Annotated in this window: 3 protein-coding genes and 1 pseudogene; 3 read left to right on the forward strand and 1 reads right to left on the reverse strand. The window is 70.0% G+C overall.

Annotated elements, in window-relative coordinates; genetic code table 11:
• The 3 genes and pseudogenes from FJV41_RS52680 to FJV41_RS39305 form a co-directional block, all read left to right on the forward strand.
• A pseudogene (locus tag FJV41_RS52680) lies at positions 1 to 254 on the forward strand (permease); the annotation flags it as partial.
• A 3-nt stretch (positions 255 to 257) separates the two neighbouring features.
• Positions 258 to 1,562: an ABC transporter permease gene (locus FJV41_RS39300; protein ID WP_141647752.1), complete on the forward strand. Its 1,305-nt coding sequence runs from the start codon at positions 258 to 260 to the stop codon at positions 1,560 to 1,562.
• Positions 1,562 to 2,365, forward strand: a complete 804-nt coding sequence (locus FJV41_RS39305; protein ID WP_141647753.1) for an outer membrane lipoprotein-sorting protein — start codon at positions 1,562 to 1,564, stop codon at positions 2,363 to 2,365. The genes FJV41_RS39300 and FJV41_RS39305 overlap by 1 nt, the downstream gene beginning before the upstream one ends.
• Here FJV41_RS39305 and FJV41_RS39310 read toward each other — a convergent pair.
• Positions 2,331 to 15,958: non-ribosomal peptide synthetase (locus FJV41_RS39310; protein WP_438616775.1), on the reverse strand; the 13,628-nt coding region annotated here is incomplete at its 5' end. The genes FJV41_RS39305 and FJV41_RS39310 overlap by 35 nt on opposite strands.

Genomic DNA, 15,958 nt, shown 5'->3' on the forward strand with positions numbered 1-15,958 from the left:
GGCTGGGCGCGGGCGTGGGCCTGGCCATCGCCGCGGCGCTGCTGTTCGGGATGATGGGAGACGGCATCGGCGTCACGGATGAGTCCCTCCAGTTCTTCATGGGCGGCCCGGTGCTGATGCCCCGGCTGTCCCTGGGGCAGGGCGCGGCGGTGTGGCTGGGCGTGGTGGGCGTGGTGGTGGTGGCGTCCCTGGTGCCCGCGTGGCGAGGCAGCTCGGTGCCTCCCGCCGTGGCGATGCGCAAGAGGGAGGACTGACCCATGCTCTCCCTCATCCAACTCGCCCTGCGCAACCTCTTCGCCCACCGGGAGCGGGCGCTCCTGCTGCTGGGCATCACCGCCGCGGCCAGCGGCGTCATCGTCTCCGTGTCGTCGCTGTCGGCCGGCGTGGCGGAGGCCCAGCGCGAGGCCATCACCACGTTCATCAGTGGCGACCTGAATGTCGGTGGCTTCTTCAAGGTCCACCCGGACTCCATCGCCCCGGTGGTGGGCGACGCGGCGAAGGTGCGGGGCGTGCTGGCGAAGAGCGTCCCGGAGGGCTGCTCCGTGCGCGAGCGTGGCCGCAGCTTCGCGCTGGCGGGCGCGGGCCGTCGTCGCACGGGCTCCTTCCTGGTGGGCATGGACGTCGTGGGAGAGCGCGGGGCGCTGGAGCGCTTCCGGGTGGCATCCGGCAGCCTGGAGTCGCTGGCCCGGCCGCGCACCCTGGCCATCTCCACCACGCTGGCCGAGCGCCTCCAGGTCAAGCCAGGCGACATCGCCACCCTCTTCGCGCAGCCGGTGGGCGGCGGTCGCCGCAACGCGCTGGACGTGGAGGTGGTGGCCATCACCGAGAAGGCGGGCCTCTTGGGCGAGTCCGCGGGCCTGCTCGTCTCCAACGACACGCTGCGCGAACTGGACGGCTACAAGCCGGGCTCCGCGGGTGTGTTGCAGTTGGTGTGCGGCGACACGCCGGTGGACGTGGACGCGCTGGGAGACACGCTGCGCGAGTCGCTGCGCGGCGCGGGCTTCGACGTGCTCCCCGCCACGAACGAATCCTACGCGGAGAAGCAGATGCCCCTCTTGCGCGAGGGCTGGCGCGGGCAGCGGCTGGACGTCAGCACCTGGGAGGACGAGTCCTCCTTCCTGTCCTTCGTCACGCTGGGACTGGCGGCGCTGGCGGTGCTGGTGAGCGCGGTGGTGCTGGTGCTGGTGGTGATTGGCCTGTTCGTCGCGCTCAGCGTCGCGGTGCGGGAGCGCACGCGGGAGATTGGCACGCTGCGCGCCATGGGCATGCATCGCCGGAGCGTGGTGGCCCTGTTCCTCATGGAGGGGCTGCTCTTGGGGCTGGTGGGCTCGACGCTGGGGGCCGTGCTGGCCTCCGGCCTGTGTGTGGCGCTGCGCGGCGCGGTGCCGTTGCAGGGTGAGATTTCCAACCTGTTCTTCAGTGGCACGCTGCCCCTGGCGCCTGGTCTGGGCCTGGGCCTGCTGTCGGTGGTGCTCGTCACCCTCGGCGCGGGGCTTGCCACCATCGTTCCCGCGGCGCGTGCCGCTTCGCTGACCCCGCGGTCCGCCATGGAGGCCCTGTGATGCCGACGTCCGTCCGCCGTCTCGCCGTCCTGCTCGCCGTCGTGCTCGCCCCCCTGGCCGGGGCCGAGGAGAAGGCTCCGAAACCGCCGGAGACGAAGGCCGCCCTGTCCGCGGAGGACGTGATTCGTCGCGTGGACGAGCGCATGGCGCTCAAGAGCGACTTCAAGAGCACGGTGCGCCTGCGCGAGAAGCGCAAGGACGGCTCGGAGGCGCTCCTGGAGATGCTGGTGTTCCGCCGCGACTCCTCGCGGGACCTGCTCATCTACATCACCAAGCCGCGCAACATGGCGGGTGGCGGATACCTGCGCATCGGCCGCAACCTGTGGGAGTACGACCCGTCCGTGGGCCACTGGCAGCGCACCACGTCGCGCGGCAACATCGTCAACACCATCTCCTGTGAAGAGGACTTCGACCGCTCGCACCTGCTGGAGACCTACGAGGTGCAGGACGAGGGCGAGGAGGCGGCGGCGGGCACGAAGTTCCGCAAGCTGTTCCTCAAGGTGCGGCCGGGCATGGAGGCGTCCTTCCCGCAGCTGCGCATCTGGGTGGACCCCGACTTCAACATCGTCAAGCGCGTGGGCTACGCGCCCTCGGGCCGCACCCTGCGCACCGACATCATTCGCGGCTACCAGAAAATCAAGGACCCGGCCGCGGACAACCGGCCGGTGTTCCTGATGCGCGAGGTGCTCGAGGTGGAAGAGGCCGAGGGCACCCAGCTCACCGTGCGCTACGACGAGGTGGAGCTGGCGCCGCTCAGCCCCAACATCTTCACGAAGACCTGGTTGGAAGGCCGCTTCCGCTGAGGAGCTGTTCTGCCAGGAGGTCCACTTCTGGCGGGTGCAGCACCGTGGCGTGTTCACCCTCCAGCTCCACGACGTCCAGGTGCTCGGCGGGGAGGTGGCGCGTCCAACCCAGGAACGCGTCACCCACCTGCTGACGCACGGCCCGGCTGGTGAGCAGGCGCGGCCGCACCCGAGTCAGCGGGATGCTCCACGCGCGGGCCTGAGGCGTCAGCACCTCGCCCAGCACGCGCCAGATGCGAGCGAAGTCGCTGCCCCGGAAGTGCGGAGCCGCCGTGCCTCGTTCGCGGGCGCGCAAGGCCACGTGCTCCCACTGCTCGGGCCGGGGCATCGTGGACAGCTCCTCTTCGAGCGTCTCGTCCCTTACGCCGAACTCGCTGGCCAGCACGAGCACCGGGTCCTCGCCGGAGGACGGCGTCACGGCCTGGATGGCCTCGGACGTGGCGGTGTCCACCATGCCGAGCAGCTCCACCGTCTCGCCCTGGGCCTCCAGCGCGGCGGCGACACCGAGGGCTGGATAGCCGCCGTAGGAGAAGCCCACCAGACGGTAGGGGCCCTGAGGCTGGAGGGCGCGGATGTCTCGGGTATAGGCCTCCACGCGTGCTTCCATCGTCGCGTGGCCGTGGCCTGACGCCAGCGTCTCCGGAGCCTGGATGCCGTAGCAGCGGAAGTGTGGCTCCAGCCGAGGCACCAGGTCCCGATAGTGGTGAACCTCGCCGTCGCCCGCGTGGAAGAGGAACAGGAGCGGCGTGCCCTCCGGCACGTGGGGACTCGCCAGCCGCACCGCGCTGGTGCGCCGGGGGCCTTCACGCATCAGCGCGAGGATGGCCTCGGCGGACTCGCCCAATGTGGGGCTCTGGAAGAGGGTGGCCAGCGGCAGCGGCAGGCCCAGCTCCTCCTCCAGTCGCGCCAAAAGGCGCATGGCCAGGATGGAGTCTCCGCCCAGCGCGAAGAAGTCGTCGCTGGCCTGCACATCGGCGCGCCCCAGCGCCTCCTTCCACAGTCGCTGGAGCACCATCTCCAGCGTGGTGCGGAAGGGCGTCTCCAGCTTCGATTCGGAGGCGGGCTCGGACGACTCGGGAGCCACCAGCACGTCAGGGGCCGGCAGCGCCTTGCGGTCCACCTTGCCGTTGGCGTTGATGGGCAGCGCGTCCATCACCACGAAGGTGGCGGGCACCATGTAGCCGGGGAGCTGGGAGGCGACGTGCTGCCGGAACACGTCGGAGCGCGTGACGCCGGGCGCCTGGACGTAGGCGCACAGCGACGTCGTGCCCGCGGAGGACACGCGCGCGACGACGACGGCCTCCTGCACCTGGGGCTGGCGTCGCAGGCAGTTCTCAATCTCCGACAGCTCGATGCGGAAGCCGCGAATCTTCACCTGGTGGTCGGCGCGGCCGAGGAAGCGCAGGCGTCCATCCGGCAGCAGCCGGGCCAAATCTCCCGTGTGGTACATGCGCGCGCCGGGCGTGGATGAGAACGGGTCCGGCAGGAAGCGCTCGGAGGTGAGGTGCGGCGCGAGCAGGTAGCCGCGCGACAGCGCCGCCCCGCCGATGTACACGCGGCCGGGCAGGCCCGGAGGCACCGGCTCCAGGTGCTCGTCCAGCAGGTAGAAGCACACGCGCGGCATGGGCCGGCCAATGGGGAACGTGGCCGCCGTGCCCAGGCCCTCCTCACCGGGGATGTCGCAGGTGGCGGAGGTAATCGTGCACTCGGTGGGGCCGTAGACGTTGACCCACGGCGCGTGTCCACCGCCCACGCGCACCCAGGCCTCGAAGGTCTCCTGTTTGAGGACGTCACCGCCCGGAGCGAGCAGCTTCAATCGCGCGGGCACGCGCTGGCCGAGCGCCTCCATCTGCCGAATCCACTCCTCGATGTACGTGGGCGGCAGGCTGATGATGGTGATGCCCGTCTCCTCCAGATACGGCGTCATCGTGTGCGCGGGGACGAGCCCGCTGCGCATCACCACCGTGCCACCCACGGCCAGGGGCGGGTACAGGTCCTCGGCGGCGGCGTCGAAGGTGAGCGGCGCGAACTGGAGCATCCGGTCGCCCTCCACCAGCCGGAAGCGTTTGGCGATGGCGACGTTGTGGTTCACCACGGAGCGGTGCTCCACCATGACGCCCTTGGGCTCGCCCGTGGAGCCGGAGGTGAAGACGATGTACGCCGTCTGCGAGTCGAGGACGCGACGCGGCCCGGGCTCCAGGTCATCCGTTACGGACGCGGGCTGGGGCGCCACCTCCACATCCGCGACGAGCGGCACGTGGGCCTCCAGCACGTTTTCATCCACCCACAGCCGGCGCACCTCGGCGCGTTCCAGCACGTCGCGCTTGCGAGGCTCCGGCCAGTCCGCGTCCAGCGGCACGTAGGCTCCGCCCGCCTTGAGGATGCCGAGCAGCACCGCCATGGCCTGCGTGGAGGGCTCCATCACCACGCCCACGCGCTCCTCGGGTACCAGTCCCCGCGCGAGCAGACGCGAGGCCAGCAGGTTGGCGCGAGCGTTGAGCTGGGCATAACTCCACGTAACGTCACCGTGCGCGACAGCGGGTGCGTGCGGCGTGCGGCGCACCTGGGCCTCGAACAGGGTGTGGATGCAGGTGCCCGGCGCGATGTCCTGCGAGGGGCCCGCCAGCGCGGCGAGCACGTCGGCGCGCTGGGCCGGTGACAGCATCGACAGCCGGGGCAGCGACACATCCGGCTCGCTCAGGGCGGAGGCGGCGAGCTGCTCGAAGGCGCGCGCGAAGCGCTCCCCTGTCTCCGGCGTGAAGAGGGCACCGTCCAGGGCGACGAAGCCCGCCAGCGCGCCCGAATCACCCAGGGTGACGCTCACCACCACGTCATACGCGGGGATGACGCCGTCGACGTCCAGCTCCGCCACGGACAGTCCCTCCAGCTCGGGCAGGCCGGGACGCTCGGCCTGGAGCAGCGCCTGCGCGAGTCGGGGTGCGGACCGGTCTCCATCCGGCTGCACCGTGTCCGCGATGCGCTTGAAGGGCACTTCCTGGTGCGTGGTGGCGTGGGCCACGACGTCGCGCACGCGGCCGAGCAGTCCTCGCAGCGACGGTGCGCCTGACACGTCCGTGCAGAGCGGAAGCACGTTGGCGAAGTAGCCCAGCAGCCTCTCCACCTGGGGCGTGGCCCGGCCGGAGAAGGGCGTGGCGACGACGACGTGGGCCTGTCCGCTGAGCCGGTGCAGCCACGCCTGCGTCAGCGCGAGCAGGACGCTGAAGGAGGAGACGCCTTCGCTCCGGGCGAGCGCGCGGATGGTGTCCGAGTGCTCCACCGAGAGGGACACCGCCACGGCGCGCATGTTGTCGTTGAGCGCGGGCGCGCGGCGCGGGAAGTCCAGCGGGAGGTCCAACAGCGGCGGCGCATTCGCCAGGGCCTGCTTCCACGACGCGAGTCCTTCCTCGAGTCGCCGCAGTTGCTCGGGCTGCCGCTGCCAGACGGCGTAGTCGGTGTACTGGAGCTCCAGCGGAGCCAACGCCACGGTGCGCCCCTGGACCGCGGCGTTCCAGGCGGTCGCCAGCTCCTCCGCGAAGGTGCCCAGGCCCACGCCGTCATTCACGGTGTGGCTGAAGGCGAACACCACGGCGTGGCGGGTGCCCGTCGCGTCCAGCTTCAGCATCTCGAAGCGATACAGCGGGCCGTGCTCCAGGTCGAAGTGCTCGCGGTCCAGTCGCACCACGGCCTCGCGTGCGGACTCCAGGGCGTGCGTGGCGGACAGGTGCGAGAGGTCCACGCGTGTGAGGACCGTGGCGCGCGAAGGCTGGACGCGAATGCGCAGCGCATCGCCGTGTTGGAAGAAGGTGGAGCGCAGCGTCTCGTTGCGCTCCACCACGGCCGCGAGAGCCTCCTCGAACCGGTCCGCATCCAGCGCGCCCTCCAGCAGCAGGCCGAGCGTGAGGACATACGGAGGCGCCTGCGGAAGCTGGAGTGCGTACCAGAGCCGCTCCTGGACGAGCGACGGGGGCAGGATCTCCGGCCGGGTGACGACGGTGGGGCCCTGCTGCGTCGCGCGAGGCGCCGCGTCGATGAGCGCCGCCACATAGGCGATGGTGGGGTTCGCGAAGAACACCCCCAGGGGCAGCTCGACTCCGAAGGCCTGACGCAGCCGCGCCACGAGTCGGGTCGCCGAGAGCGAGTGTCCGCCGTGCTCGAAGAAGTTCCCCTCTCGGGAGAGCTGCTCCAGTCCCAGCGCGTCCTGGAACATGCTCGCCACCTGTTGCTCCGTGGCGCCGCGGGGCGCGTCGTCGCCCAGGGCGGACAGCTCCTGTCGAGGCAGTTCCCGCTGTGACAGCGCCTTGCGGTCCACCTTGCGCGACGTCGTGAGGGGCAGTGCGTCAATGGGGATGAAAGCCGAGGGAACCATGTGCTCGGGCAGGCGCTGACGCAGCCATGCGCGAAGCTCGTCGAGCGCGATGGTGCCGGAGCTGGCGGACACGAGGAACGCCACCAGTCGCTTGCCGCCCCCCAGGTCGTCGCGAGGCACCACTGCGACCTCACGCACGTCCGAGTGACGCGCGAGCACGGCCTCGATTTCGCCGGGCTCCACGCGCATGCCACGTATCTTGAGCTGGGTGTCCAGTCGGCCCAGGTATTCGACCTGGCCGTCCCCGAGCCAGCGCACGCGGTCTCCCGTGCGGTAGAGCCGCTCGCCGGGAGTGGTGGTGAAGGGATTCGGGATGAAGCGCTCGGCGGTCAGGTCCGGGCGCTCGAGGTAGCCACGCGCCAGTCCGATGCCTCCGACGTACAGCTCACCCGGCACGCCAATCGGACTCAGCTCCAGTCGCGCGTCGAGCACGAGGAGGATGTTGTTGTCCAGGGGCTTGCCCACGGTGACGCGCGCGATTTCCGCCGCCGCGCCGGACGGACATCCGAAGCCGGGGAAGGTCGTGATGGTGGCGGCCACGGTGACTTCGGTGGGGCCGTAGGAGTTGAGCAGCGCGCGGCCCGGGGCCCAGCGTCGGGCCAGGTCGACGGACAGGGGCTCGCCGCAGGACACGATGGACTGGAGGTTCTCCAGGCCCTCGGTTTCGAGCTGGGCGAGGACCGTCGGTGTGAGCGCGCAGTCGGTGATGCGCTGCTCTCGCATCAGCGTGCGCAGCGGCAGGTCGGGCATCAGTCGCTCTCGGGGGGCCATCACCAACGTGGCGCCGGCGAGCAGCGTGGGGAAGATCTCCCAGACCGACCCATCGAAGGTGACGGAGGCGAACTGGAGGACCCTCCGGCCGGGCCGGAGCCCTTGCGCGGCGAGCGACGCGAGGGCGGTGTTGCACAGGCCCCGGTGCGTCAGCAGCGCGCCCTTGGGGCGACCTGTCGAGCCCGACGTGAAGATGACGTATGCGAGCTGGTCCACCGACACGGGCGGTGGCAGGTCCTCCACCGGCTTGCGGGAGACCTCCGCCGCGTCGGTGTCGACGTACGCGGCCATGATGGGGACGGTGGAGAAGACGTGCCCCAGGGACTCGCGCGTCACCAGGACCCGCGCGCCCGAGTCGACGAGGAGCTGGGTGAGCCGCTCCGGCGGATGCACGGGGTCCAGCGGCACGTAGGCTCCGCCGGCCTTCAGCACGGCGAGCATGGACACGATGAGCTCGGGGCCGCGCTCCAGGCAGAGGGCGACGCGCTCCTCGGGCCCCGCGCCGAGCTCCCTCAGGAAGTGGGCGAGCTGGGTGGAGCGTGCATGCAGCTCCCGGTACGAGAGCGTCTGGTCCTCGTAGCAGAGGGCCTCCGCGTCCGGCGTGGCAGAGACCTGCGCGGCGAACCGCGAGAGGACGGTGTCGTGTGCGTCCCGGGCGCGTGCGAAGTCGTTGAAGTCGACGAGCACCTTTCGGCGCTCCTCCTCCGTGAAGAGCGACAGTTGGCTCACGGGCGTCGTGGGCGCGAGCAGCGCGGCCTCGAGCAGGCTCACGTAGTTCGACACCATCCGCTCCGCGCTCTCGGCCTCGAACAGCGCGGTGGGGTACTCGAGGTAGAAGCCGAAGCGGTCGCGGAACTCCTCGGCGGTGAGCATCACGTCATAGAGGCTGGCCGCCGAGCCGAGTCGAATCTGGTTCGCCTTCAGGCCCGGGAAGCCATCCGAGAGAACGCGGGGACTGGGGTTCAGCTCGAACATCGCCTGCACGAGCGGCGCGTGAGAGAGGCTGCGCTCCACCTGGAGGGCATCCACGACTCGCTCGAAGGGAACCTCCTGATGGGCGAACGCCTCCAACGCCGTGGTCCGCGCGTGCTTCAGCAGCGTGAGGAAGGACGCCTCGGGGGCGATCTGGGTGCGCAGCGCGACGGTGTTGATGAACAGGCCGACCAGGGGCTCCACGGACGGATGGACCCGACCGGACACGGGCGTGCCCACGCTCAAGTCCAGTTGGCCGGTGTACCGATGGAGCAGGGCGGCGAAGGCCGCGTACAGCGCGATGAAGGGGGTGACCTGCTGCTCACGGCACAGCGTCCGCAGCGCCTCGGCGAGGTGCTCCGGCAGGGGATGGTGCCGCGTGAAGCCACCTTCGTGACTGCGCCCGGGGTGCCGAGGCACATCCGTGGGCAGCTCCAACACGGTGGAGGCTCCCTCCAGTTTGCGCCGCCAGTACTCCAGGTGGACGTCCTGACGTGCGAGCAGGGCGGGCGAACGCTGCCAGGCCGCGACGTCCGCGAAGTCGAGCGCGAGGGGAGGGGGTGTCGGCGTGCGGTTCTCGACGAAGGCCGCGTAGGCCTCCGCCAGCTCGCGCAACAGGATGTCCATGGACAGGCCGTCCACCACGATGTGGTGGAACACCAGCAGCAGGACGTGATGCTCCGGCGCGAGGTGGAACAGGTGGAAGCGGCACATCGGCCCTGTGTCCAGAGGGAAGGGTCGCTCCGACTCCTCCTTCAATCGGGACAGGAGGACCTGGCGCGTGGCCTCGTCACCGCCCGCCACCGTCGACAGGTCCTCACGGTCGAGCACTCGCGGCGGTACGGGCTGGAAGCTCACCCGCGGCCCACCCTCCGCGGGGGTGAAGGTGGAGCGCAGCGCGGCGTGGCGCTCGAGCAGGAAGACCAGCGCGGACTCCAGGGCCTCGGCGTCCAGCGGCCCACGCAGCTCGGTGGCCTCCGGAATGGCGAGGGACGCCGAGTCGGGCATGAGCTGATGGAGGAACCACATGCGCTCCTGCGAGAACGACGACACGGTGGGCGCATCACCGGTCCGAGGCAGGGGCTCGGGAAGCGCATGGGTCTGTCCCGGAGACAGCTCCGAGAGCGCCCGTGCGACGCCCGCCACCGTGGGTGCCAGGAAGAGGGCCTTGAGCGGCAGCTCCTGGCCCAGGGCCTTCCGGATTCGCGACACCAGCCGCGTGGCACTCAGCGAATGGCCTCCCAGCGCGAAGAAGTCCGCGTCGCGAGAGACGCTCTCCAGGCCAAGCACCTGGCAGAAGAAGCTCGCGAGCAGCTGCTCCAGCGGACCCTTCGGTGGCGCTTCGTTGGCTCCCTTCGTGGACTCGGTCTCCGGGAGCGGGAGCCCGGTGAGCGCCCTCCGGTCCACCTTCCCTGACGGCGTCAGCGGCAGCGCGTCCAGCACGACGAAGACCGAGGGAACCATGGCCTCGGGGAGCAGGGTCTTGAGCGCGGCGCGCGACGCCACGGCTTGCTCCGCTTGCCCCTCACGCGCGACGACGTAGGCGATGAGGCGCGCATCGTTTTGCGCCGTTGCCCGCGCCAGGACGATGGCGTCACGCACGGAAGGCAGCCGCCGCAGCGTGGCTTCAATCTCCTCCAGCTCGATGCGCTGCCCGCGCACCTTCACCTGGAAGTCGGTGCGGCCGAGGTACTCCAGCGTGCCGTCGCCGCGCCAGCGGGCCAGGTCTCCCGTGCGATAGAGGCTGGCGCCGGGCAGGTCGCTGAACGGGTCCGGGATGAAGCGCTCGGCGGTGAGCTCCGGACGACGCCAGTACCCGCGCCCCACCTGGAGGCCGCCGATGAAGAGCTCACCCTGCACACCCACGGGGACGGGCCGTCCCGAGGAGTCGAGGACGAGGAGGTGGGTATTCGCCACCGGGCGACCGATGGGCACGCTCGTCCGCGTGTCGGCTCGGCGGCAGCTCCAGTGCGTCACGTCCACCGCGGCCTCGGTGGGGCCGTAGAGGTTGTGGACCTCCGTCGCGGGCAGCCGCGCGTGTGTGCGTTGGACCAGGTCCGCGGAGAGGGCCTCGCCGCTGCACACCAGCACGCGCAGGTCCTTGAGGGACTCCTGCCAGGGTTCTTCGAGGAAGGCCCCGAGCATGGAGGGAACGAAGTGCGCGATGGTGATGCGCTCGGAGGCCAGCAGCCGCGCGAGATAGGCGGGCTCGCGGTGTCCACCCGGCCGCGCCAACACCAGCCGCGCGCCCACGGTGAGCGGCCAGAACAGCTCCCAGACCGAGACGTCGAAGCTGGTCGGCGTCTTCTGGAGGACGCTGTCACCCGGGGCGAGCGCGTGGACCTGGTGCATCCACGTCAGGCGATTGACGACCGCGCGGTGCGCGTTCATCGCGCCCTTGGGACGGCCCGTGCTTCCCGAGGTGAAGATGACGTACGCGAGCGAGTCCGGGTGCGGCCGGCTCGCGACCCGCGTGCTCGGGAGGCTCGCGAGCCGCGGGGCTTCCGCATCGAGGAGGACCGTGTGTCCTTCGTGAAGCGGAAGGTGGCTGACGAGGTCCTGGCGGGTGATGACGACCGGAGCCGCGCCGTCCTCGAGCATGCCGGCCAGTCGCTCGCGAGGAAGCTCCGGGTCCAGTGGCAGGTACGCGGCGCCCGACTTGAGGATGCCCACCAGGGCGATGACGAGCTCGAGTGAGCGCTCCAGGAACACGCCGACGAGGACCTCTGGGCCCGCGCCGAGGGACTGGAGGTGCCGCGCGAGCTGATTGGCCCGCGCCTCCAGCTCGCCGTACGTGACGTGATGTCCCTCGAAGCTCAGCGCGCACAGGTCGGGAGTACGCTCCGCCTGGGCTTCGATGAGCGAGACGAGCGTCGCGTTCGCGTCGTACTCCCTCCGCGTGTCGTTGAAGTCGCGGAGCACCTGTCGGCGTGCCTCGACATCGAGGAGCGAGAGGTGGGCGACCCGCCGGCTCGGAAGCCCGAGTGCGTCCTCGAGCAGGTGGACATAGTGGGACAGCAGGCGCTCGACGGTGGGCGCCTCGAAGAGGTCGGTGCTGTACTGGAAGGACAGCTCGTGGCCCTGGGGGCTCTCCGTGACGGTGAGGGCCAGCTCGGACTGGGTGTTCAGTCCGTCGACGACGAGGGGGCGGACCTGGAGCCCGGGGAAGGTGTCGGCGAGCGTGTTCGCCGAGCGCTCCCAGAAGAAGCCCACCTGGAACAGCGGGGAGTGCGCGAGGCTGCGCTCGACCTGGAGGGCCTCGACGACTCGCTCGAAGGGCGCGTCCTGGTGCGTGAAGGCTTCCAGGGCCGTGGTCCGCGTACTCGCCAGCAACTCCGCGAAGGTCGTCCCCGGAGAGAACCGCGTGCGCAGGACGACGGTGTTGGTGAAGAGGCCGACGAGGTCTTCGAGCGCGGGATGGGGGCGACCGGAGACCGGCGTGCCCACGGACACGTCATCCTGTCCCGAGTGCCGATGAAGCAACGCGCTGAGCGCCGCGCCGAGGACCATGAAGGGCGTGACCTGGTGCTCGCGGCACACCTTCGTGAGCGCCTGCTCCAGCGCGGGGGACAGTCGGTGGAAGCGACTGAGTGCGCCTGTGTCTCCGAGGACAGGGGGCCGGGGCTTGTCGGTGGGCAGGGACAGGAACGCTGGGGCACCGGCGAGCTGGCGCTTCCAGTACTCGAGGTGCACGCCTTCGCGCTCCCGGACAGGTGCGGAGTGCAGCCAGGCCGCGACGTCGGCGTAGTCGAGCTGGCGCTGGGGCAGCGCGGGCACCTGCTGCTGACCAAGGGCCGCGTAGGCCTGGGACAACTCGTTCAGGAGGATGTCGATGCTCAGTCCGTCCACGACGAGGTGGTGCAGCACGAGCAGGAGGACATGCTGCTCCGGCGCGAGGCGGAACAGGCGGAAGCGATAGAGCGGGCCCCGCTCCAGTGACATGGCGCGAGTCGCTTCTTCGCGCAGCCGCTGATGGAGCACGGGGCTGTCACCGTCCGACGCTGGAAGGTCTTCGACCTGGAGCACCTCCACGGGAATGGAGCCCCGTCGAGGAACCGGTCGTCCGTCCTCCGCGACGAGCGTGGTCCGCAGCACCGGGTGGCGTTCCAGGAGCAACCGCAGCGCGCCATCGAGCGCGGGCACATCGAGTGGACCGCGCAGCTCTACGGCCTCGGGGATGTTGTAGGCGCGCAGCTCCGGCTGGAGTTGGTGAAGGAACCAGAGGCGCTCCTGAGCGAAGGAAGCGCGAGGAGGGAGAGAGGAGGGAGTGGGGTTGGGGAGAGGGAGGGAAGGAGCGTGGTGCTGAGCGAGTGCGGCGGCCAGCCCCGCGACGGAGGGAGAGGCGAAGAGGGAAGCGAGAGGAAGCTCGACGCCGAAGGCGAGGCGGATGCGGGAGACGAGACGGGTGGCGGAGAGGGAGTGGCCACCGAGGGAGAAGAAGTCAGCGTCGCGAGGGACGACGGAGAGGGAGAGGACGTCGGCGAAGAGCTGGGAGAGGAGGGCCTCTGCCTGGCCACGAGGCGCGGAGTCGGAAGAGGACTCGGCGGCGACAGCGGAAGAGATGTCGAAGGAGGAGAGGGCCGTCCTGTCGACCTTGCCGCTGGTGGTGAAGGGGAGAGAGGGGAGGGAGAGGAAGCGAGAGGGGACGAGGGCTTCGGGAAGAGAGGAAGCCAGCGCGTCGCGAAGAGAAGAGAGAGAGGGAGAGGAGTCGTCGAGGACGAGGAAGGCGACGAGGAAGGTGTCGCGAGAGGGGCGGAAGGGGAGGACCGCGGCCTGACGGACACCGTGGAGGCGAAGGAGAGCGGCTTCGATTTCCTCGACTTCGACGCGGACGCCGCGGAGCTTGAGCTGGAAGTCGGAGCGGCCGAGGAAGGAGAGGGAGCCGTCGTCATTCCAGCGGGCCCTGTCGCCAGTGTCGTAGAGGCGAGAGCCAGGGGAGGAAGAGAAGGCGTCTGGGATGAAGCGCTCAGCGGTGAGGTGAGGAAGGGAGTGGTAGCCGCGAGCGAGGCAGATGCCGCCGATGAAGAGCTTGCCTGGGACGCCTGGGGGGAGAGGCTGAAGGGAGTCGTCGAGGACGTAGAGGCGGCAGCGAGGAAGAGGGCGGCCGAGACGAACGGGACGGTGGGGGAGGGAGATTTCGGCGGCGACGTTGATGCTGGCTTCAGTGGGCCCGTAGGTGTTGACGAGACGGGTGGAAGTCAGCGCGAGGGATTGGACGAGAGAGTCTGGGAGGACTTCTCCGCCGGTGACGAGGACGGAGAGAGAGCGGAAGGCGTCGAAGGCACCGGGCTCCTCGAGGGCTGAGGCGAGGGAGGAGGGAGTGATGACGACGTGGGAGACGCGGTGGTGGAGGATGTCGCGCGCGAGGCCGAGGGGGCCGACGTCGCGGAGGATGACGCGAGCACCGCGCGAGAGGCTGAAGAGGATTTCCTCCTGGTGGATGTCGAAGGAGAGGCTGCCGGAGGCGGCCCAGGTGTGGCCGGGGGAAGTGGAGTAGAGGGAGTCGAAGGCGTCGAAGCAGTGGACGACGTTCTGCTGAGTGGAGAGGACGCCCTTGGGCACGCCGGTGGAGCCCGAGGTGTAGAGGATGTACGCCAGGTTGTCCGGGTGCGCGCGCAGTGGCTCGGCCAGCGCGGCATGCGGCTGCTGCGCGGCGCCCGGCTCGATGACCACAATCCCAAGCTGCGTTCCCTCGAACAGCGAAGGCGAGGAGATGACGAGGCAGGCTCGGGACTGTTGAAGCAGCAGTGCCCGGCGTGCTGGCGGATGAGACGGCTCCAGCGGAAGACACGTCGCGCCCGAGAGATGGACGGCGAGCAGCGAGACGACGGCCTCGGAGGAACGCTCGACGCAGACGCCGACGACGGCTTCGGGACGGACCCCCAGCGCGGCGAGGTGGGACGCGAGCCGCGAGGCGCGCGCGTGAAGCTGCGCGAAGGTGAGCGTGGCATCCGGAGCGACGAGCGCGACAGCGTCGGGAGTGCGAGCGAAAGCGGCTTCAAGGATGGAGGCGACGGTGCCGTCGGAGTCGAAGGCCCGTTCGGTGTCGTTGAAGTCGAGGAGGACGCGGCGTCGCTCGTCGGCGTCGAGAAGCGAGAGCTCGGAGAGGGGAAGCTGGGGAGCGGCGAGGGCCTGCTCCAGCAGGAGCACGAAGTGGGAGAGCATCCGCTCGACGGAAGCGTGCTCGAAGAGGTCGGTGCGGAACTGGAAGTAGAGCTGGAGCGAAGAGTCCGGCAGTTCGGTGGCGGTGAGCGCGAGGTCGAGCTGGCTGGTGCCGTTGTCGACGAAGACGTGCTGCGAAGACAGGCCGGAGAAAGAAAGAGGAGCGTCGACGCGGCGCAGGTCGAACATCACCTGGAACAGCGGCGCGTGACTCAGACTGCGTTCGACGTGGAGCGCATCGACGACCCGCTCGAAGGGCACATCCTGGTGGCTGAAGGCGTCGAGCGACGTGCTCCGGACCTGGGCCAGCAACGCGGCGAAGGTCATCCCCGCGGGGACCTGGGTTCGAAGGACCAGCGTGTTGAGAAAGAGGCCGACGATGTCCTCGGTGGCGGCGAGGGTCCGGCCGGAGACAGGCGTGCCGATGCACAGCTCCCGCTCACCGGAGTAGCGGTGGAGCAGGGTGGCGAAGACGGCATAGAGCGCCATGAACGGCGTCACCTGATGCTGTCGGCACAGGGCCTCCAGGCGCTGACGGACGTCACGGGGCAGGGCGTGGTGACGTGAGAAGCCACCCTGGTCCGTGATGACAGGCGGCCGAGGCTTGTCGGTGGGAAGCGCGAGCAACGCCGGGGCATCAGCGAGCTGCTGCTTCCAGTAGTCGAGGTGGACCTCCTCACGCGCACGAACCTCGGGCGCGCGCTGCCACGCGGAGACATCCGCGTACGACAGGAGCGGAGTGGGCAGCACCGGAGACCGTCGCTGACTCAGCTCCGAGTATCCCTGTGCCAGCTCCACCAGGAGCCGATCCATGGACAGGCCGTCCACGACGATGTGGTGGATGACCATCAACAGCACATGCTGGTCAGCGGCCAGCCTGAACAGGCGGAAGCGATAGAGCGGCCCGTGCTCCAGTGAGAACGGGCGAGCACTCTCTTCCTCCAGGCGCCGCGTGAGCAGTGCGCGCAACGACTCTTCACCCCGAGCACTCGTCCGCAGGTCTTCCACGTCGAGCACGCGCTCGGACACGGGCTGGAACGCCATCCGAGGCTGTCCCTCCGACGAGCCGAAGACGGCGCGAAGGGACGTGTGGCGCTCCGGCAACAGCCGCAGCGCTGTCTCAAGAGCCTCGGTGTCCAGCGCGCCCGTCAGCTCGAGCGCTTCGGGAATCACATACGCGGCGGAGTCCGGCTGGAGCTGGTGAAGGAACCAGAGGCGCTCCTGAGCGAAGGAGGCGCGAGGAGGGAGAGAGGAGGGAGTGGGGTTGGGGAGAGGGAGGGAAGGAGCGTGGTGCTGAGCGAGTGCGGCGGCCAGCCCCGCGA

It is taken from the genome of Myxococcus llanfairpwllgwyngyllgogerychwyrndrobwllllantysiliogogogochensis (assembly GCF_006636215.1).
Taxonomy (GTDB): Bacteria; Myxococcota; Myxococcia; order Myxococcales; family Myxococcaceae; genus Myxococcus; species Myxococcus llanfairpwllgwyngyllgogerychwyrndrobwllllantysiliogogogochensis.